Here is a 20,684-nt window from a genome sequence, read left to right on the forward strand (position 1 = left end):
AGGTTTGAAACGGTTCGAAAAACGTCTGGTGAAAAAGCCGGATCCAGAAAAAAGGCGAGCCGGGCGGCTCGCCAAACGCTTACAACATGAGGTGCCGATCAGGCCGCCAGGATCTCGGCCAGGTCAGCCTCGGCCGTGGTGGTCCCTTTCAGGCCAAACTGCTCCTCCAGCACTTTGAGCAGAGCCGGGGTGAGGAAGGCGGGGGCGGTCGGGCCGGTACGAATGTCCTTCACCCCGAGGGAGAGCAGGGTGAGCAGTATGACGATGGCTTTTTGCTCGAACCAGGAGAGCACCAGCGTCAGCGGCAGATCGTTGACCCCGCACTCGAACGCCTCGGAGAGTGCCAGCGCCAACTGGATGGCGGAGTAGGCATCGTTGCACTGACCCACGTCCAGCAGACGCGGAATGCCGCCGATGTCGCCAAAGTCGAGCTTGTTGAACTTGTATTTGCCGCAGCCCAGGGTGAGCAGCAGGCTGTCGCGCGGCGCCGCCTTGGCAAACTCGGTGAAGTAGGCGCGCTCGGCCTTGTCGCCGTCACAGCCACCTACCAGGAAGAAGTGGCTGATCTCCCCGGCCTTGACCTTCTCGATCACCGCGGGTGCAGCCTGCATCAGGGCGTTGCGGGCAAAGCCGATGGTGATGAAGTGCTCGAGCTCGGTGTGCTTGAAGCCTTCCAGCGCTTGCGCCTTGGCGATCACGGCGGAGAAATCATCCCCCTCCAGATGGGTTACGCCCGGCCAGCCGACGATGGAGCGGGTGAAGATGCGATCCGAGTAGTTGCCCACATTCGGGTCGATGATGCAGTTGGAGGTCATCACCACGGCGCCCGGGAAGTTGGCAAACTCCTTCTGCTGGTTTTGCCAGGCGGAGCCGTAGTTGCCCACCAGATGGGGGTACTGCTTGAAGAAGGGGTATGCCAGCGCGGGCAGCATCTCGCCGTGGGTGTAGACATGAATGCCGGTCCCCTTGGTCTGCTCCAGAATGAGTTTGAGATCCATCATGTCGTGGCCGGAGACCAGAATGCACTTGCCGGGGATCGGCGTGACCCTGGCCCGGGTCGGCTCCGGATGGCCGAAGGCGCTGGTTTCACCGAGATCCAGCATCTCCATGATTTTGAAGTTGAGTTGACCGATCTCCATGGCGCAGCTGAACAGCCGACCCATTTCGCTCGGGTCTGTGCTGAGCCAGCTCATGATGCGGTGGAATTCGGCGGCCACCTCGTCACTCTGCTGATCCAGCACCCGGGCGTGCTCCATATAGGCAGCGGCGCCCTTGAGGCCGTAGAGGCAGAGCAGGCGCAGCCCCATGATGTCTTCGTTCACCTCGCTCTTGCCCCGATTGGGGGCGGCTGATGCGGCATGGGCAAGTTGCTCCAGCAGCTCGGCACCGGGTTCGAAGTAAGCGGACTGTGGCAAGCCGTTGACCTGCACCGCCATGGCGGTCATACGATCGGCCAGCTGCTGGCGATAGGCGAGGGCCTGATTGACATAGGCCACGATGCGATTCGAGTCGAAGTTGACGTTGGTGAGGGTGGCGAAGAAGGCCTTGGGCACGAAGGCATCGATCTCGCGGTCGATGATGCCCTGCTTACGGGCGGCCAGCGCCCAGGCGCTGAGCCCCTGCAGGGTGTAGATCAGCACATCCTGCAGATCCGAGGTTTCCGCCGTTTTGCCGCACATACCTTGTGCGTAGGCACAGCCGTTGCCAGCCGGGGTACGAATTGTCTGTTCACATTGCACACAAAACATCATGTCTCTCCTAATTGGACATTTCAGTTGTCTGTTTTGTGGCGATTCTATTCCTCTCGCGAAAAACTTAATAGGCATTCAATTTGCCAATTAAGATTCCCTTGATGCAGATCAAAAACAAAAAAAGCCGCCCAAACAGGGCGGCAAGCGGGTGGATAAAAGGAGAGACAACTCAGGTTTGCAACAGAACATAACAATCAGACGGATTGGGCCGTGGTCTGGTCAGGAGCTTTCGGCCCGGTACTTACTCAAGCCAGCATACGTACGCTGTAGTCGGCTTGGTTCACTATCAGGCCAGATAAGCGCGCAGCATCCAGACCAGTTTTTCCTGCTGCTGCACATAGTCGGAGAGGATGGAGGCAGTGCCCTCATCACCGGCTTCGGCGGCCTGGCCCAGAATACGACGCTGGGCGACCAGCAGTTCGCGGAAGCTATCCAGCAGGGATTCGACACAGGCGCGGCCATCGTGCAGCCCTTTTTGTTCCGGGATGGCAGAGACTTTCAGGTAGTCGCTGAAGCTGTGCATGGGCACGCCATCCAGGGTCAGGATCCGCTCGGCCAGTGCATCGACTTTCAGCAGCAGGTCGTTGTAAATCTCTTCAAATTTCAGGTGCAGCTCGAAGAACTGGTTGCCACGGATATTCCAGTGGAAGCCGCGCACGTTCATGTAGAGGATCTGGTAGCTGGCCAGCAATTTGTTCAACTCGGCTGCCAGGGCTTGTGATTGAGCAGTATCAAGACCAATCGGGCTTTTCATCATTCACCTCCAGATTTGGAAATCGGTTTGAAATTCTCTTTCGGAACGCAGTCAGAATAACGCCTTGCAAAATGCAGGGACAATTGCTTGTGCCTAACTGTTTGATAGCTAACGGCTATCAAACAGTACGCAGCAACGGGGGCAATGGATGAGTATTAGGGGAAGTATTTTTCGAGCAGCGCCATCAGGATGGCCTGACACTCGCGGTCCGGTTTGCTATCGACCTTGCTGGCGCGAAAGTGGAGCTGAAAGGCGCCCATGACGGCGCGGCTCTGCTCATCCCACTGGCTGCTCCGGGGCAGGCCATAGCCATAGCGGGCCAACTGCTGCTGCCACATGGCCGCATCCCAGTCGGGCAAGGGGCTGGCCAGCAACTCAGCCACCCGACCTTCATCGGGCCAGGCGCCGACCCCGTACGTCAGATAGAGCTGGCGCCAGGGGAAGTGGGGGCCGGGATCCTGCTTGCGCTCGGGGGCGACATCGCTGTGGCCCAGCACCTGGGTCGGTGGAATCTGGTAGCGGGCGACCAGCTCCCGGCTGAGGGCGCCGACGGCAGCTATCTGCTGCGGGGTATAGGGTTGCCAGCGGCGGGCATCGGGGGCCAGCGGCTCATCTTCCGCTGGATAGCCGAGGTTGACGATCTCGATGCCAAGGGAGCTGGCATTGAGCCCGGAATATTGGTGCCAGCGGCTGCGTCCCGCATGCCAGGCGCGCGCGTTGTCCGGCACCAGCTGATAGACGGTGAGCGGTGTTTCGCGGCTGTCGCAGGGGATCAGGTAGTGGGCGCTCACCTTGTGCTCCGGCTCGGTCAGCAGGCGCAGGGAATTGGCATCATCTTCATCGGTGTAGTGGAGGATCAGAAAGGCGATCCGCTCATTCTGGTTGGCGCTCTGATAGCGGGTAGATAGCTGGTACTCGGATGGTGTGCAGGCGCTCAGCAGCAGAACCAGTGGTAAAAAGAAGAGGGGAAGAAGACAGCGCCAGCGCCATCCCCCTGCTGCAGCCAAGCTGCTGAGCGTGGGAGGAGTGAGTCGCTGGCACATGTCGAAGGCCCGGTCTGGTCAGTCGCGCGGCTGGTTAGCCGCGGTATTTGGCCGTGAGACCGATCAGGAAGTTACGCAGGATCTGATCCCCGCAATCCTGATAGTGCTTGTGATCCTTGGAGCGGAATAGGGCACTGAGCTCGGACTTGGAGAGGTTGAAGTCGGCGAGCTTGAGGGTGCCGAGCATATCCTCTTCCTTGAAGTTGAGACCGATGCGCAGCTTGCGCAGGATCATGTTGTTGTTGATCCGGTTCGGGATCACCTGGGCCGGTGCATCTTCCCGCACGCCGCGGCGGGCGATGATGAAACCGTCGAGGAACTGGCTCAGAGCCGAGTCGGGACAGGCGACATAGCCTGCCTCTTGCTCTTCACCTTCCGCCGCCTCTTTCATCAACCAGCTGTGCAGCTGGGCGTGAGTGACCGTCAGGTTGCCCTTGGCAAACATCTCGACCATCTGGTCGTTGCTGATGGTGAGGGCGTAGCGCAGACGGCGCAGAATATCGTTGTTGGTCATGCTGACTCCTGTGTAAACGGCGCAACTTTACCATCTGGCGGCCCTCGCGTCAGAAAAAGCGGGGGCCGATACAGTTCAGGTCAAGCTCATCAAGCCTTGCCGAGATAGCGGGGCGCCTCCTGGCGCACCAGTTCCAGCGCATCTTGCAGCTCCAGCAGCTCGGGTTCCAGCTCGCTGACCGGCACGCCGTCACGCAGCTGTTGCTCCAGCTGGGAGAGCAGCCGTTGCAGCCCAGGCACCCCGGAATAGGCACAGCCACCGTTGAGGCGATGGAGCTGGGCCAGCACCTCGCTATCTTCAATTTCGCCAGCCAGCGCGCTATCCAGCACTGGTTCCACTTCGTCGAAACTGGCCAGCAGCATGGTCAGCATCTCTCTGGCGAGATGCTCTTTCCCCGCCGCCTGCCGCACCGCCAGTGCCCAGTCGATCTGTTGGGCACCATTATTCTGGTGGCGGCGATGGGCAAAGTCGGTGATGAGCTGGGCCAGCATGCTCTCGTCGATGGGCTTGGCCAGATAGTCGTCCATCCCCTGCCGGATCAGCCGCTCCCGTTCGCCGGGGATGGCGTGGGCGGTCACCGCCACGATCGGGGTGGTGGTGTTGAGGGACTGGTTGCGGATCGCCTGGGTGGCGCTGATGCCATCCATGATCGGCATCTGGATATCCATGAAGATGATGTCGAACGGCTGGCTCTGGGCCTGCTTGACCGCTTCCTTGCCGTTTTTGCACACCACCACCTGACTCACCATCTCCTTGAGCATGGCGGCGATCAGTTTGAGGTTGGCGGCGTTGTCGTCCACCGCCAGCACCTTGATCGGCTGCAACTGGCGCGGCGCAGGCTGAGCAGGCAGCTTCTGGCGGCTCGATTCCGGCGAGAGCAGGGCGTGCAGCAGCTTGCGGTGGTTGACCGGTTTGGAGAGACAGTGCTGGGCGCCATGGGCCAGCATAGCTTCATAGAGCGCCGGCTCGTGACTGCTGAGTAGCACTATGGTGTTCTGCTGCTGGCCGTTCAGTCTGTCGAGACGGCCGAGCACCTGCTGCGGCGTATGCAGGGTGCTGCTGCCGATGATCACCATCTCCTGCTCGCTCATCTCGGGCCAGGGATCATCGCTGGTCAGTGGGTGCACGTCGAGGTGCCACTCCGCCAACAGGGCGAGCAGGGAGGCTTGCGCGAAGGGATCCGGTTCCAGCAGCCAGAGCCGTTTGCCACGGATCCGATCCAGCGGCAGTTGATCGGTCTGGGGCAGGGGGGATACCTCCACATCCAGACTGAACGAGAAGATGGAGCCTTTGCCGAGCTCCGATTCGAAGCGGATCTGGCCGCCCATCTGCTGCACCAGCTTCTGGGTAATGACGAGGCCCAGGCCCGTGCCGCCATAACGACGGGAGATGGAGGAGTCGGCCTGATTGAAGGCCTGGAACAGCTGATGTTGCTGCTCTTGGGAGATGCCGATGCCGGTATCACGGATCTGGACGTTGAGCCTCACCTTGTGGTTGCCACTGCCGGTCTGCTCGATATGGACATCCACGTTGCCCTGTTCGGTGAACTTGATGGCGTTGCCGGTGAGGTTGGTCAGCACCTGTTGCAGACGCATGGGGTCGCCGGTGAGGTAGTCCGGCACATCGGCATCCACCCGCAGGGAGAGCTCCAGTTGTTTGTCGTGGGCGCTGGGGCCGAGCAGGTGCATGGTCTCGTTGAGGGTATCGCGCAGGCTGAACGGGATATGTTCCAGCTGCAGCTTGCCCGCTTCCAGCTTAGAGAAGTCGAGGATGTCGTTGATGATGCCAAGCAGGTTGCGCGCCGACTTCTCGATGGTCTGCATGTAGTCGGTCTGGCTCGGGGTCAGGCTGGTTTTCAGCAGCTGGCGGGTAAAACCGATGACCCCGTTGAGCGGGGTACGCAATTCGTGGGACATGTTGGCCAGAAACTCCGACTTGACCCGCGCCGCCTCCTGCGCCCGTTTTTTGGCCATGTCGAGCTCGACGTTCTGGATCTCGATCTGCTCCAGCGTTTCGCGCAGGTCAGAGGTGGCCTGATCGATATTCTGCTGCATCTCTTCGTGATATTCGGAGAGTGCCTTGGCCATGGCGTTGATGCCGTTTTTCAGCATATCCAGCTCGCCGGTGAGCTGGCCGCTGACCCGGGTATCGAGCCGCCCCTCCCTGATCTTGTGCACCGCCTGCACCATGTTGGTGATGGGCTGGGTCACGCTCTTGACCAGACGGAAGCCAAACAGGGTACTGAAGGCGACCCCGATGAGCACCATGATCACCGCAAAGAAGGTGTCGCGGTACTGCAGCAGCATGGCCCTATCGGTCGCCATCTGCATCGAGATGTAGCCGATCATCGGCGGCTCTACATCGCTGGGCAGCGGGAAGCCATCCAGACTGGTTTCAGCCTGGATCGGGGTGCGCAAAATGATGTCGTCCCCCTGAAACGTCACGCTGGTCAGATCCGGAATAGGCTCGCCATCGGGCAGCCTGAGTCGGGTGAAATCCCGGTGATAGTTCGAGGTGACGAACAGCTGGTTGTCCTGGGTGAAAACAGCGATGGACTTGATGAAGGGGGAGTTCTTGCGATGGGTCAGGCCAATCAGCCGCTTGAGGGATTCTCGGCTGTGCTGGGTCATCCCGTATTCACTGGCGATCGCCAGCGGTTCGATAATGTTGATCCCCTGATCAATGAGGTTGTTTTCCAGCTGCTGGTAGCGGTGGAAGGTGAAGTAACCGGCCATCAGGCCACCGATGATCAGGGTCGGCAGGATGGTGAAGGCGAGAACGCGTGCTCTCAGGCCATATTTGGTCATACGAACAGGCCACCAGTGAACAGGGTTGGCGATAGGGTTGATGGCAATACACGGGCTCTGTGGCCGTATTTGGTCATACTATTATTCTTGTGGGACAATACCCGGCAGCAGATTCCACAATCATGACATAGCCACCTATAGGCACCAAGTTTTATGGCCCAGTTTTTCAAGCCCCAAAAGAAGTCCACCCAGCTCCAACGCATTGAATTTACGATAGACACCCTCGATCACCACTGCGTCGGTATCGGTCGCCATCAGGGCAAGGCGATCTTCGTCGAAGGGGCACTGCCCGGCGAGACAGTCAAGGCACGTATCACCGAAGAGAAAAAGCAGTATGGTCACGCCGCCTTGCAACAGGTGGTGACCCCGGCGGCCAATCGTATCGCCCCCTTTTGCAGCCATTATCGCGAGTGCGGCGGTTGCAGTGCCCAGCACATGTCGGTTGCCGATCAGCAAGCCGCCAAGGCGGCGGGACTGGTCAGCCTGTTCGAGCGGTTGGGCAACATCAAGGCGCCGGCGCTGGAGCCAGTACTGACCGGTGAGGATCGTGCCTATCGCCGGGTCTGTCGTCTGGCCATCAAATTTGACAAGAACGGTCGCTGCACCCGGGTCGGTTTCCGCCGCCGCAACAGCAACGATCTGGTGGAGATCGACAGTTGCCCTGTGCTGGCCGAACCGCTCTCTGCGCTGATTGCCCCGCTGCGTGAATGCCTCAATCGCCTCAAGAGCCAGCGCGAGCTGGGCCATGCGGAGCTAATCCAGGCCGAGCAGGGGATCATGATGCTGCTGCGCCACACCGGCCGCCCCAATGAGACGGATCGCGCCCTGCTGGTGGAGTTTGCAAAAGCGCAGGGGATCGACCTCTATCTGCAGGCGGCCGATGATCGCATCGAAGCGCTGCAACCACAATTTTCCCCATCCTATTCGCTGGATGGCCTGTCTCTTGCATTTGCTCCGGGTGACTTCATTCAGGTCAATGGCCCCATCAACCAGAGCATGGTTGAGCAGGCGCTGACATGGCTCGGGGCGAGCAAGGATGACAAGGTGCTCGATCTCTTCTGCGGTATCGGCAACTTTACCCTGCCGCTGGCCCGTCAGGCTCGCGAAGTGGTGGGTGTGGAAGGTGAACTGGCCATGGTGCAGCGGGCCGAAGAGAACGCCCGTCGCAACGGCATCACCAATGCCCGTTTCTACAAAGCCGACCTGAGCGATGACATCGTCGGCATGTCCTGGGCGCGGGAAGGGTTTGATCTGGTGCTGCTGGATCCGGCTCGCCCCGGCGCGCTGGAAGTGATGGGACACGTCGTGAAACTTTCACCCAAGCGGGTGGTCTACGTCTCCTGTAACCCGGTCACTTTGGCGCGGGACAGTCAGGTGCTGGTGAAAGGGGGTTACCGTCTGGTGCGCCTCGGCATGCTCGACATGTTCCCTCACACCGGTCATCTGGAGTCCATGGCGCTGTTTGAACGGGAGTAAATGACTCATCCGTTCGGCGATGCCGGATAGGTCATCCGGCATGTTCGTTACTCTTTGAGCAGGTGTGTATATGAAGTAATCCTGCTCATCAGTTCGGCGATGCGGATATGTAATCTGACATGTCTGCGGCTGTTTGAGCGGGTGTGTATATGAAGTAATCCTGCTCATCGGTACGGCGATGCGGATATGTAATCTGGCATGTCTGCGTCTGTTTGAGCTGATGTGATTGGGGTAATCTAGACCCTCGTCGTTCGGCAGGGCCTGTTGGCGCGCTCTATTGTCTTTCTGGACAATATGCCTTGAAAAGTGCGCTGGATATCCCCATTTGAGGCAATCTCATGAGGGGAGAAAGTGACAGCTTTCGGCCCGATAATTTAAAGGATTGATACCATGGTTGCGGTTCGCGATATTCATTTGAAAGACAACTTCACCCTGGAAGAGTGGGTCAGCTCGCTCTCCTTGAGTGACAGTGAAAAGGATCAGCTGCGAACCGTCTACCAGTATTGTCTGACGCTCGGTGACGAGGCGCTGACCAGCAAGCTGCTGGTGCGTGGCATCGAAATGGTGGGCATCCTGCAGATGCTCAGCATGGATATCGGCACCCTCAAGGCCGCCATCATCTACCCCTTCGTCGAAGCCGGTCTCATCAGCCAGGAGCGGATGGACGAGGACTTTGGCTCCAAGATCGCCAAGCTGGTGGAAGGGGTGCTGGAGATGGAGGCCATCCGCTCCCTGCAAACCCTCCATCGCAGCGAAACCTCGCCGGAGCAGGTCGACAACGTGCGTCGCATGTTGCTCGCCATGGTCGAGGATGTGCGCGCCGTGGTGATCAAGCTGGCGGAGCGGATCGCCTGCCTGCGGGAAGCGAAGACGGCAGATGAAGAGACCCGGGTGCTGATGGCCCAGGAGATCACCAACATCTATGCACCGCTCGCCAACCGTCTGGGCATCGGCCAGCTCAAGTGGGAGCTGGAAGATCTCGCCTTTCGTTACCTGCACCCGGATACCTACAAACAGATCGCCAAGCAGCTCGACGAGAAGCGGCTCGACCGCGAGCGCTACATCCGCGAGTTTGTGCAATCCCTGCGTAATGGGTTGAAAGAGGCGGGAGTTGACGCCGAGGTGTACGGTCGGCCGAAACATATCTACAGCATCTGGCGCAAGATGCAGAAGAAGCACCTCGAATTCAACGAGTTGTTCGACGTGCGCGCGGTGCGGGTAGTGACCAAGCGGCTGCAGGATTGCTATGCGGCGCTCGGGATAGTGCACACCCAGTTCCACCATATTCCCCGCGAGTTTGACGACTATGTCGCCAACCCCAAACCCAACGGCTATCAGTCAATTCACACCGTAGTGGTGGGGCCGGAGGGCAAGACGGTCGAGATCCAGATCCGTACCGACCAGATGCATCAGGATGCCGAGCTCGGCGTCGCGGCGCACTGGCGCTACAAGGAAGGGGCGCAGGCTGGCGGCAAGGCCAACACCTTCGAAGACAAGATCGAGTGGCTGCGCAAGCTGCTCGCCTGGCAGGAAGATCTCTCCGAGAGCGGCTCCCTGCTGGAAGATCTGCGCAGTCAGGTGTTCGAGGACCGGGTCTACGTCTTCACCCCGAAAGGGGATGTCATCGACCTGCCGGCGGGCGCCACCCCGCTCGATTTTGCCTATCACGTCCACAGCATGATCGGCCACCGCTGCATCGGCGCCAAGATTGACGGCCGTATTGTGCCGTTTACCTATGCGCTGCAGACCGGCGATCAGGTGGAGGTGATCACCCAGAAAGAGCCCAACCCGAGCCGCGACTGGATGAACCCCAACGCCGGCTTCCTGCGCTCCAGCCGGGCGCGGGCCAAGGTGGCGACCTGGTTCAGAAAACTGGATCGGGACAAGAATATCGTGGCCGGTCGCGAGCTGTTCGAGAAGGAGCTGGATCGCCACAACCTCAGCATGTCCAAGATCGACAAGGGCAACATGCTGCGGCGATTCAATCTGGAGAGCACCGACGATCTGCTAGCCGGTATCGGCAGCGGCGATATCCGCATCAACCAGGTGCTCAACTATCTCGACACCTGCTACAACAAGCCGACGGCGGAAGAGGAAGATCGACGCCTGCTGGAGAAGCTGGAGCAGAAGGCCAACGCGCCGATGCGCCAAAAGCCCAAAGACCACATAGTGGTGGAAGGGGTCGGCAACCTGATGACCCATATCGCCCGCTGCTGCCAGCCCATTCCGGGGGACTCCATTCAGGGCTTTATCACCATGGGGCGCGGGGTGTCCATTCACCGGGAAGATTGCGAGCAGCTCAAGGAGCTGTCACGCCGCAACCCCGAGCGGCTGATCGATGCGGTGTGGGGGGAGAACTACTCCGGCGGCTACGGCCTCACCATCAGGATCATCTCCAACGATCGCTCCGGCTTGCTGCGCGATATCACTACCGTGCTGGCCAACGAGAAGATCAATGTGATGGGGGTGCGCTCACGCTCCAACGTGCGCGAGCAGACCGCCGAGATCGACATGGAGCTGGAGATTTACAACATCAACGCCTTCAACCGGGCGTTGGCCAAGCTCAGTCAGCTCAATGACGTAATTAGCGCCAAGCGGCTTTGATAGCGAACCGACCGGCCCCAGTGGCCGGTCTGCATTTACGACCCTTTTTGAACAAATCGAAAGCGAATATCCCATGTCCCAACGTTACGACCTCTCCCAACTGCTCGAAATCATGGCTCGTCTGCGCGATCCGCAAAACGGCTGCCCCTGGGATCTGAAACAGGACTTCCAGACCATAGTGCCGCACACCCTGGAAGAGGCCTACGAGGTGGCCGATGCCATCGAGACCGAAGATTGGCAGGGGCTGAAAGGGGAGCTGGGTGACCTGCTGTTTCAGGTGGTGTTTTACGCCCAGCTGGGTAAAGAGCGTGGGCTGTTTGACTTCGCCGATATCGTCGATACGGTGAGCGAGAAGCTCATTCGCCGTCACCCCCACGTTTTTTCCGATGCAGACCTTGGCGACGAGAAAGCGGTAAAAGCGAACTGGGAGGCGGAAAAGGCCAAAGAGCGGGCGGCCCTCGACAAAGAGAGCGTGCTGGACGATATCCCGCTCTCGCTGCCTGCCCTGACCCGCGCCGCCAAGATCCAGAAACGCTGTGCCACCGTCGGTTTTGACTGGAAGACGTTGGGGCCTGTGGTGGACAAGATCCACGAAGAGATCGACGAGGTGATGGAAGAGGCATTGATGGCCGATGTGGACGAGGCGCGGGTGAGCGACGAGCTCGGCGACCTGTTGTTTGCCACCGTCAATCTGGTGCGTCATCTGGGCAAGGATCCGGAGCAGGTGCTGCGCGGTGCCAACGCCAAGTTCGAACGTCGCTTTCGTCAGGTTGAGCAGATAATCGCCGCAGAAGGCTTGAAAATGACCGATTGCACCCTCGAAAAGCTCGATGCCGCCTGGGATAGTGCGAAGGAAACCGAGCAAAGTTGATTTGGCGCAAGATGGGGGGGCGGTGAGCCTGATAGATTTTTGCTCATTGTTTGGGAGAGGGGTTTTTGGTATACTGTTTCCCCGTCCTGCTTCATCCCCGAAGCACCCCTTAAAATTCCCTAAACTTCTTTCAGGTTCAGCATGACGACCAAATATATTTTTGTTACTGGTGGCGTTGTTTCATCCCTCGGCAAAGGCATTGCCGCAGCTTCTCTGGCAGCCATTCTGGAAGCCCGTGGTCTGGATGTGACCATCATGAAACTGGACCCGTACATCAACGTGGATCCGGGCACCATGAGCCCGACCCAGCATGGTGAAGTGTTCGTAACCGAGGACGGGGCCGAAACCGATCTGGATTTGGGCCACTACGAGCGTTTCATCCGCACCAAGATGACCCGTCGCAACAACTTTACCACCGGCCGTATCTACGCCGACGTACTGCGTAAAGAGCGTCGTGGTGACTATCTGGGCGCCACCATTCAGGTTATCCCGCACATCACCAACGCCATCAAAGAGCGGGTGATTGCCGGTGCCGAAGGCCATCAGGTTGCCATCGTCGAAGTGGGCGGTACCGTAGGTGACATCGAGTCCCTGCCGTTCCTCGAAGCCATTCGTCAGTTGGCTGCCGAAGTGGGCCGCAACAACGCCATGTTCATGCACCTGACGCTGGTTCCTTACCTGGCCGCTGCCGGTGAAGTGAAGACCAAGCCGACCCAGCACTCCGTCAAAGAGCTGCTCTCCATCGGTATCCAGCCGGATGTGCTGATCTGCCGCTCCGACCGTGCCATTCCGGCCAACGAGCGCGCCAAGATCGCCCTGTTCTGCAACGTGCCCGAGCGCGCCGTCATCTCCATGAAAGACGTCGACTCCATCTACAAGATCCCGGCACTGCTGAAATCCCAGAATCTGGACTCCTACTTCACCGAGCGTTTCGGTCTGGAGTGCAAAGAGGCTGACTTGTCCGAGTGGGAACAGGTTATCTACGAAGAGGCCAACCCGACTGGTGAAGTGACCATCGGTATGGTCGGCAAGTACGTCTCCCTGCCGGACGCCTACAAGTCCGTCAACGAGGCGCTCAAGCACGGTGGTCTCAAGACCCGTCACTCCGTCAACATCAAGTACATCGACTCTCAGGATATCGAGACCCGTGGCGCCGAGCTGCTGGAAGGTCTGGACGCGATCCTGGTGCCGGGTGGCTTCGGTGAGCGCGGTGTGGAAGGCAAAATTCTGGCTGCCCAGTATGCCCGCGAGAACAAGATCCCCTACCTGGGTATCTGCCTCGGCATGCAGGTTGCCATGATCGAATTCGCTCGCAACGTGGCGGGCATGGAAGGGGCTCACTCCTCCGAATTCAAGAAAGATTGCGCATACCCGGTCGTTGGCCTCATCACCGAGTGGGTGGATGAAGAGGGCAATATCGAGACCCGTACCGAGAAGTCTGATCTGGGCGGTACCATGCGTCTGGGTTCCCAGCTCTGCCACCTGGTCGAAGATTCCAAGGTGCGTCAGATGTACGGCAGCCCGACCATTTACGAGCGTCACCGCCACCGTTATGAAGTCAACAACAAGCTGCTGCCGCAGATCGAGGCAGCCGGCCTGAAAGTGACCGGTCTCTCCGCTGACAAGAAGTTGGTGGAAATCATCGAGATCCCGGATCACCCCTGGTTCGTGGCTGCGCAGTTCCACCCGGAGTTCACCTCTACTCCTCGTGATGGCCACGCTCTGTTCGCCGGTTTTGTGAAGGCGGCAGGCGAGTATCAGAAGCGTAATTTGAAGTAATTGAAAATAAATGCGGTTGGGGCACTGTGCCACAGCCGCTTTTTTTGGCATATTTTTGTTGTTTTTTTACGAAACCTGAGGAAATACACATGTCCAAGATCGTTAAAGTGATCGGTCGTGAAATCATCGACTCCCGTGGTAACCCGACCGTTGAGGCCGAAGTTCACCTGGAAGGTGGTTTTGTTGGTATGGCAGCCGCTCCGTCTGGTGCGTCCACCGGTTCCCGCGAAGCGCTGGAACTGCGTGACGGCGACAAGAGCCGTTTCCTGGGTAAAGGCGTGCTGAAAGCCATCGAAGCCGTAAACGGCCCGATCGCTCAAGCTCTGCTGGGTAAAGATGCCAAGGACCAGGCCACTGTCGACCAGATCATGATCGACCTCGACGGTACCGAGAACAAATCCAAGTTCGGCGCCAACGCCATCCTGGCTGTTTCCCTGGCTAACGCCAAAGCTGCCGCTGCTGCCAAAGGCATGCCGCTGTACGCCCACATCGCCGAGCTGAACGGCACCCCGGGTGTTTACTCCATGCCGCTGCCGATGATGAACATCATCAACGGTGGTGAGCACGCCGACAACAACGTCGACATCCAGGAGTTCATGATCCAGCCGGTTGGCGCCAAGACCCTGAAAGAAGCCGTTCGCATGGGCGCAGAAGTGTTCCACAACCTGGCCAAAGTGCTGAAGTCCAAGGGCTACAACACTGCAGTTGGTGACGAAGGTGGTTTCGCTCCGAACCTGAAATCCAACGCCGAAGCGCTGGAAGTTATCGCTGAAGCCGTTGCCGCTGCCGGTTACAAACTGGGCACCGACATCACCCTGGCTATGGACTGCGCTGCTTCCGAGTTCTACGACGCAGAGAAGAAAGAGTACAACCTGAAAGGCGAAGGTCGTGTCTTCACCTCCAACGGTTTCTCCGACTTCCTGGCTGACCTGACCACCAAGTTCCCGATCGTCTCCATCGAAGATGGCCTGGACGAATCTGACTGGGAAGGTTTTGCCTACCAGACTGCTGAACTGGGCAAGAAAATCCAGATCGTTGGTGATGACCTGTTCGTAACCAACACCAAGATCCTGAAGCGCGGTATCGACAACGGCATCGCCAACTCCATCCTGATCAAGTTCAACCAGATCGGTTCCCTGACCGAAACTCTGGCTGCCATCAAGATGGCCAAAGACGCTGGCTACACTGCCGTCATCTCCCACCGCTCCGGTGAGACCGAAGACGCGACCATCGCCGACCTGGCTGTTGGTACCGCTGCTGGCCAGATCAAGACCGGTTCCATGAGCCGTTCTGACCGTGTTGCCAAGTACAACCAGCTGATCCGTATCGAAGAAGCTCTGGGTGCCAAAGCTCCTTTCCGCGGTCTGAAAGAAGTTAAAAACCAGGCTTAATTTGCTGGTTTGCCAGCCTCGGCTGGAATGAAAAAAACCGGAACCCTTGGGTTCCGGTTTTTTTATGGCTGATCCTTGCCACAACAGCTTGAGAGGCGAGGGGGTTATGCCTCTGGTTTCGGGTCAGACAAAGGGAAGCATGCGCTGATAGCGCCCTGCATGCACCTTGAAGCCCAGCTTTTCAAACAGGGCGATAGAGCGGACGTTATTTGCATCGATATCTGCGGTGAGGCAGGTGACTCCCAGTGTGTTGGCGTGGGCGAACAGCAATCCCAGCGCTTCCGACATAAACCCTCTGCGCCAATAGGCCGCATTGAGCAGGCAACCTACCTCGCAGCAGCGACCCGCCTCGCTGAAACTGTGCAGGCCGCAGGTGCCGATCACCTTGTTGCTCTTCCGCTCGACAATCGCCCACTCCAGCGACTTCCCCGTTTGCTCCAGCCGCACTACGCTCGCCATCATCTGCGCCACCATGGCGGGAGAGGTAAAGCAGGGATCAGAGGCAAACTCCATGGTCAGCGGATTGCCATAAATCTCGAACAGATCGGCGGCATCCTGCGGGCCAATGGTGCGCAGTACAATCCGAGTGCCGGTTAAGTCAGGCTTCATAAATCTCCTTGGCGCGGGTGTTAGCCAGCAAAGATACAGGTGAATACAGAGATCATGTGAAAGTCGGTCTCTAAAGGAAACTGCTGCTATCACGAATATTGTTATCGTGAAAGTCCGATTACATTATTGCTAATAAAAACTATTGGCCTAATTTTTTTTGTTATTCTCACATGTTGCCTGATAAATTATTTGACTGTAACCAAGAGCTAGATCTTCAATAAAATCTTCCCCAATTGTAGGAAATCCATATACGAGAGGCTCGCTTTCTATGATCTTGAATAGATCATACAGGTAGCTGCTAGCTTTATTGTAAACATGTACAACTCCAAATGGCCGATTCATTATAATTTCTTTATTTAATTCTTCTTCACTAATGATATTGTATTGATCGCCTGTTATGTCAATTGCAACATCATTTATTTCTAGCCAGTAATGGGTTATGTTTTTATTTTTTCCTGTGGCTCCACTTATACCTTTAATCTCCATATTTGGCCATAACAAAAGAAAATGATAGGCTAAAAGCATAGAAGATAACTTACAACTCATAATTGGAAAGCACTCAATTACTAGCTTTGTGTTTTTCTTATCACACCTCTCAAGTAAACCCCTGAATTTAGTTGCTTCCTCTTCTATTTCAGTGATTGTCGGCAAAAATTGTCACTCCTTGATTACACATTATTCTGGGTATAAAACCTTGCCTGTTTCTGTAATGGTAATTATTTTTTTCTTTTGAAGTACTATGGCAATTTTCTCTTTATCTGCATCAGATATTCCGCCCTGGAATTGAAACATTGCGCCGATGGAGTTTAGAAGGGTACTTTTCTTTGCCGGCTTTAGTTTCAGCAGTCGCTCAGCGACATAGGTGATATTGTTTATGTCATTGGCCGGTCCTTCCGGTTTTCTTTGCACTGGATACTCTTCTTCTTCCTGCTTTCTTGCTAATTGAATTAGAAGTTGGGCAAGCCTGAACTTATCTCGGTAGCTAAGTTCTTCGCATATTTTAGCAATCTCTTCGTATTTCATTACTAGTCTCCATGCTGAGTTATTGAATTTAATATAATGCTAATTTACGTTGCCATTAACTTATTGGTACTAAACTCAAGATCAAAAAATAAAGATAGCCATCGAGATTTAAATGGCAGAGTACTTGATAGTACCTCTCGAATATTTTTATGTACCTAGTGCAGTAAGCCAGTAAGAGCAATAGTCTTCTCCGTCATAAATAGAAGAACTCAATTGTTCGATGTTTTTTGAACCAATTCTAGCGGTACAGTGCAGACTTACCTCCCTGATAGCAGGTAGTAAAAAACAAACCTCATATCTATTTAATTTTTTAACTTTTTCTTCTTTTTCTAGAAAAACGAGTCTATCATTTACCAGAGTTTTGATTTTAGCGTATTTTTCAGATATCAACGCGATATTTACATGTGAATTATAAAATAAGTCCATGAGTTCAGAAAAGTCTTTTTTCAGGTTTTCTAGTTCTGTTTTTACGTTCATTTTTGTCATTGCTATTCCTAATAATATGTATAATAGTGATTAGACATAAAGAGGCGATGCTTTTATGTTTGATCCTTCTGTATGAGCATTGCTATATTGTCAATAAGCTGAAAAATTAATTTATAATAATGTTGTAATTTTAGCTTGAAATTATAACTTTGCTTTACCTTTGGCAATGTAAAAGTGCTGTAATAATGAAATTATAACACCACCATTTTTAGCAAAATGTAATTACCTCATAGTTCATTACGGACCTCATATTAATAGTATTTCACTATATTGCTAAAACTGAATTTTAACTGATTCCACATTGCGCGTTGCCTCGCCATGATAAACCGCTTCGATATTATTGCCGTCCGGATCAAGGACAAAGGCGGCGTAGTAGCCGGGGTGGTAATTACGCTCACCGGGGGCGCCGTTATCTTTGCCGCCATTGGCCAGTGCGGCCTGATAAAAGCGATCCACCATGGCGCGATCTTTTGCCTGAAAGGCAAGGTGGTGGCGACCGGTCAACACCCCCAGTGCGGCGGGGCTGTCGACAGAGGTGACAAACAGTTCGTCTGCCCAGAAGTAGCCCTCACCTGTGCCGCCCAGCGGAATATCGAGGGTGGTGAGAATGGCCGTATAAAAGCGCTGGCTGGCGACCAAATCTTTGACCACCAGTTGGATATGGTCGAGCAAGCGACCACGATGCAGGGTTTGTGTTTCCATACACCACCTTGATTTGCATGTTGTGGGTGAATAAGCAGCTTACCGGTCAGTTTGGTTGGATCAAAAAGGGACCGGGCGAGATATGGCATGGCTACCGCCCCTGAATTTCAGCCTCCAGTCTGCTGCGTTTCACCAAGGGGATGGGGTTGGCATGGCTCATGGGAGACTCCGACGAGGCAATTGTTGCCAAATGGCAATATTAACCATGGCGCTGTGGAGAGAAAGCTCAATATTGAGATTTTCTGTGCAAGATCAATAAATTAATCAAATCTCGCCAACGATTGATGACGCGCCTAGATAGCGTGAACAACCCTTCTTGAGCTATCACCATAGAATATTCATGGTCATATCTGGCTTGAACCAGCATAAAACTCTTTGTTATTGTCCGCCTCCCCCGCTGAAATAGCTTATTTATCTATAAATCAACAAGATAGCATTATGTGGTGGCGTCGCGGGGGCATCTGCTATCGGGAAGGAGAGTTATGAAGTCGCAGTTCAAAGTGGCGCTGGCCATGTTGGTCCTGTTCGTCGTCCAAGGCTGCACAGCCCCGGATTCATCCGCCAAACGCAATGCACCCGGCCCGGTGCTGACAGTGCATTACGAAAGTGCCCCCCTGATCCCCGTCACCATCGCCGGTGAGCAGTACCAGTTTTTGCTGGATACCGGGGCCAGTATCACCTTTATCGATCGTCGTCTGGCCAGCCGTTTCAAGGCGCTGACCTTAAGTGAATTGCCCAGGGCCTATCAGGCTGATTTTGCCAGTGTGAACAGCGTTTCGAGCCAACTGGGCAGCGAGCAGCTTGGCTTTGTTGAGCCGCAACCCTTCTCGGTGGGGTCGGTCACCATTGATGACAGCGATTTGTGGGCAACCGTTGATTTCGATCTTTTCTCCCAGTCTCTCGGCAGCCGTATCGATGGCATCCTCGGGATCGACACCATCCGCCGTTTCAACTGGGTGTTTGATCGCGACAGGCATCAGCTCACGGCTTCGCTGACGGCACCGTCGGCAGCCACCTTCGAGCGTTGCATCGGCTATGAAGATAGCTACAACCGCTCCCCGGCAGTGTATCTGACCCACGGCGAGAGCAGCGTGCGCATGTATCTGGATACCGGGGCCGATCAGAGCTATGCCGATCATGCCTTTATCGACTTTATGGTGAGTCAGAAGGCGATCTCTGGCGAAGATGCGATGCCACGCAAAGGGGTGGACGCCAGCGGTATGGTGGAGGGGCGTGACCATATCCTCACCGGCCTGCACTTTGATGAGCGCCAGCTCGGTGAACTGCGCGTGTCGGAAAACAGCAATGAGCAGTATGGTCTGGGGCTGGATTTTGTTAACCGCTTCAATCGCTTTGCGATCATGCCCGGGCGGATGATGTTCTGCTACGACGCCGACAGCCTGGCGCGCAAAGTGCCGCCAGTCCTGCGCAATATCGGGGTGCGTTTTGATGGCGAGCATTTGCAGGTCTACTACAGCGATGAACGGGATCTTGCCCCCTATGGTCTGGCCAACGGCGACATTCTGGAGCAGATCAACGGGGTGGCTTATCGTCCCCTCGAAATCGACAAGGTGCGTGAGCTGCTCAGCACCAGCAAGCCGGGGTCGCTCAAGTTGCGGATTGTGCGGGAAGGACAACCGCTGGATATCGCCATCTAGTCAAGGTGGGGCGGCAAGACGAGCCGCCCCTATGAGCCTCAGCCCTTGGTCGGATTTTCCATGCAGGTGAGGGTTGGCTGGCCGTAACGCTCCAGCGTGGCGTCGTCCCCCTTGGTGAAGAAGGTGAGGTTTTGCCCTTCATAACGGGCGCCGCTGGCGCTGGGGGCTTCATAGGCGAGCACTTGTTGCTGCTTGTCGCCCTCGCTCAGGTTGATCACCGCGGCCGGCAGCTTGGCATCTTTATAGAAGTAGGTGGAGAGAGTGACGTTCTTGCCGCACTTGTAGTTGACCGGTGCCGGCACCATCAGCTGGCCGCCGCTGATCTGCAGTTCGGTGATCCGCAGCAGGTAGTTATCCTCCACACACTGGCGCAGATCCTGCCCCTTCCAGCAGTCGTTGCGACCCTTGATCCAGCCGCGCTGCATGGCACGCTCGGTCTTGAGCTGTTCGGGAGAGAGCGCAGCAATCGCCTTGGGGTAGAGGGCCGCCAGTTCGTTATCAAGGGCGGCCAGTCCGGCATCCTTGCAGATCAGGGTTTCGACCGACCCGGAGGCTTTGGTGCAGTCAAAGGAGGGGGTTGCGGCACTGGCCAGCAGAGGGGCAAACAGCAGGGTGGCAAGCAAGGTCTTGTTCATCGATAGATTCCAGCAATGAGGAGGGCATATCTGCCTACTACAACACACTCTACAGGGCAATGCAGCAGGGGAGCCGAGCGCACTTGCACTGCTGAATGGCTGCCAAACGGAAAAACCCGACACTCCTGGCCGGAATGTCGGGTTTTTTGTGGCCGCGATAGAGGGGGAGGCGGGTTGCCCGGTTGCTTAGGCCAGCGCCAGTTGCTGACTGCGGGCGCGCCACAGCCGCTCGTGGAAGAAGAACACCACGGTATTGATGGCCGGTTCGATCATCGCCATCACGCCGCCGGTGAGCAGCTCGCCGCTCAGCAGGAAGGCCACCCCGAAGGCCACCGAGAAGTGGACCACCGCGAAGCTGCTGGTCTTGGCCTGCAGGCTGTGCTTTGGCTTGAGCTTGTGCCAGCCAAGGTCATGAAAGTAGAAGGCGACCGTGTTGACGGCGGGCTCGATCAGGGCGATCAGGCTGGCGGTCAGCAGTTCACCGGTCAGCAGGTAGGCCACGGTAAAGGCGACACCGAAGTGCAGGATGGCAAAGCTGATGGTCTTTTTCATGATGGCGGTTCCCTCTGTTGATGATGTGA

The 20,684-nt window shown here is 56.4% G+C and carries 18 protein-coding genes; 6 read left to right on the forward strand and 12 right to left on the reverse strand.

Going from position 1 to position 20,684, the window contains the following annotated elements; all coding sequences use genetic code 11:
• Positions 1-98: 98 nt before the first annotated feature.
• The 5 genes from hcp to barA form a co-directional block, all read right to left on the reverse strand.
• A complete protein-coding gene (gene hcp, locus ACW5XC_RS13510; protein ID WP_042052483.1) occupies positions 99-1,748 on the reverse strand; it encodes a hydroxylamine reductase in 1,650 nt (549 codons plus the stop codon).
• Between the two features lie 289 nt (positions 1,749-2,037).
• Positions 2,038-2,505 carry a Dps family protein gene (locus tag ACW5XC_RS13515; RefSeq protein WP_005362843.1) on the reverse strand — a complete coding sequence of 156 codons (468 nt, stop codon included), beginning with the start codon at positions 2,503-2,505 and terminating at the stop codon, positions 2,038-2,040.
• A 155-nt stretch (positions 2,506-2,660) separates the two neighbouring features.
• Positions 2,661-3,548 (reverse strand): N-acetylmuramoyl-L-alanine amidase, encoded by an 888-nt coding sequence (locus tag ACW5XC_RS13520; RefSeq protein ID WP_042052371.1) that lies wholly within the window; start codon positions 3,546-3,548, stop codon positions 2,661-2,663.
• 34 nt (positions 3,549-3,582) lie between these two features.
• Complete coding sequence (locus tag ACW5XC_RS13525; RefSeq protein WP_005335594.1) at positions 3,583-4,062, reverse strand: YehS family protein; 480 nt, start codon at positions 4,060-4,062, stop codon at positions 3,583-3,585.
• Between the two features lie 89 nt (positions 4,063-4,151).
• Positions 4,152-6,869 carry a two-component sensor histidine kinase BarA gene (gene barA / locus ACW5XC_RS13530; RefSeq protein WP_042052370.1) on the reverse strand — a complete coding sequence of 906 codons (2,718 nt, stop codon included), beginning with the start codon at positions 6,867-6,869 and terminating at the stop codon, positions 4,152-4,154.
• A 153-nt stretch (positions 6,870-7,022) separates the two neighbouring features.
• Between barA and rlmD the strand changes: the two genes are divergently transcribed.
• The 5 genes from rlmD to eno all read left to right on the forward strand — a co-directional run bounded on the left by rlmD (position 7,023) and on the right by eno (position 14,990).
• Positions 7,023-8,345: a 23S rRNA (uracil(1939)-C(5))-methyltransferase RlmD gene (rlmD, locus tag ACW5XC_RS13535; protein ID WP_042052369.1), complete on the forward strand. Its 1,323-nt coding sequence runs from the start codon at positions 7,023-7,025 to the stop codon at positions 8,343-8,345.
• Positions 8,346-8,735: 390 nt separating this feature from the next.
• The gene (gene relA / locus ACW5XC_RS13540; RefSeq protein WP_042052368.1) at positions 8,736-10,949 is read left to right on the forward strand and encodes a GTP diphosphokinase; all 2,214 of its coding nucleotides are present in this window, start codon (positions 8,736-8,738) and stop codon (positions 10,947-10,949) included.
• Between the two features lie 73 nt (positions 10,950-11,022).
• On the forward strand, positions 11,023-11,820 hold the full coding sequence (gene mazG / locus ACW5XC_RS13545; RefSeq protein WP_042052367.1) for a nucleoside triphosphate pyrophosphohydrolase: 798 nt from the start codon (positions 11,023-11,025) through the stop codon (positions 11,818-11,820).
• Positions 11,821-11,961: 141 nt separating this feature from the next.
• Positions 11,962-13,599, forward strand: a complete 1,638-nt coding sequence (gene pyrG / locus ACW5XC_RS13550) for a glutamine hydrolyzing CTP synthase (RefSeq protein ID WP_005343329.1) — start codon at positions 11,962-11,964, stop codon at positions 13,597-13,599.
• A gap of 89 nt (positions 13,600-13,688) precedes the next feature.
• Positions 13,689-14,990 (forward strand): phosphopyruvate hydratase, encoded by a 1,302-nt coding sequence (gene eno, locus ACW5XC_RS13555; RefSeq protein WP_005335583.1) that lies wholly within the window; start codon positions 13,689-13,691, stop codon positions 14,988-14,990.
• A gap of 123 nt (positions 14,991-15,113) precedes the next feature.
• Here the strand turns inward: eno and ACW5XC_RS13560 are convergent, their stop codons facing one another.
• The 5 genes from ACW5XC_RS13560 to ACW5XC_RS13580 form a co-directional block, all read right to left on the reverse strand.
• Positions 15,114-15,599: a GNAT family N-acetyltransferase gene (locus ACW5XC_RS13560; RefSeq protein WP_042052366.1), complete on the reverse strand. Its 486-nt coding sequence runs from the start codon at positions 15,597-15,599 to the stop codon at positions 15,114-15,116.
• A gap of 147 nt (positions 15,600-15,746) precedes the next feature.
• The gene (locus ACW5XC_RS13565) at positions 15,747-16,250 is read right to left on the reverse strand and encodes a hypothetical protein (RefSeq protein WP_042052365.1); all 504 of its coding nucleotides are present in this window, start codon (positions 16,248-16,250) and stop codon (positions 15,747-15,749) included.
• Between the two features lie 24 nt (positions 16,251-16,274).
• Complete coding sequence (locus ACW5XC_RS13570; RefSeq protein ID WP_042052364.1) at positions 16,275-16,622, reverse strand: hypothetical protein; 348 nt, start codon at positions 16,620-16,622, stop codon at positions 16,275-16,277.
• Between the two features lie 147 nt (positions 16,623-16,769).
• Positions 16,770-17,108, reverse strand: a complete 339-nt coding sequence (locus tag ACW5XC_RS13575) for a hypothetical protein (RefSeq protein WP_074042668.1) — start codon at positions 17,106-17,108, stop codon at positions 16,770-16,772.
• 273 nt (positions 17,109-17,381) lie between these two features.
• Complete coding sequence (locus ACW5XC_RS13580; protein WP_042052363.1) at positions 17,382-17,810, reverse strand: VOC family protein; 429 nt, start codon at positions 17,808-17,810, stop codon at positions 17,382-17,384.
• A 482-nt stretch (positions 17,811-18,292) separates the two neighbouring features.
• On the opposite strand from ACW5XC_RS13580, the gene ACW5XC_RS13585 reads away from it, so the two are divergent.
• Positions 18,293-19,468: an aspartyl protease family protein gene (locus tag ACW5XC_RS13585; protein ID WP_042052362.1), complete on the forward strand. Its 1,176-nt coding sequence runs from the start codon at positions 18,293-18,295 to the stop codon at positions 19,466-19,468.
• A 38-nt stretch (positions 19,469-19,506) separates the two neighbouring features.
• On the opposite strand, the gene ACW5XC_RS13590 is transcribed toward ACW5XC_RS13585, so the two are convergent.
• A complete protein-coding gene (locus ACW5XC_RS13590) occupies positions 19,507-20,103 on the reverse strand; it encodes an MliC family protein (protein ID WP_042052361.1) in 597 nt (198 codons plus the stop codon).
• 186 nt (positions 20,104-20,289) lie between these two features.
• Positions 20,290-20,655, reverse strand: a complete 366-nt coding sequence (locus ACW5XC_RS13595; protein WP_005343334.1) for a DUF2061 domain-containing protein — start codon at positions 20,653-20,655, stop codon at positions 20,290-20,292.
• Between the last annotated feature and the right edge of the window lie 29 nt (positions 20,656-20,684).

This window comes from Aeromonas sp. 25-AL00135 (assembly GCF_054052385.1).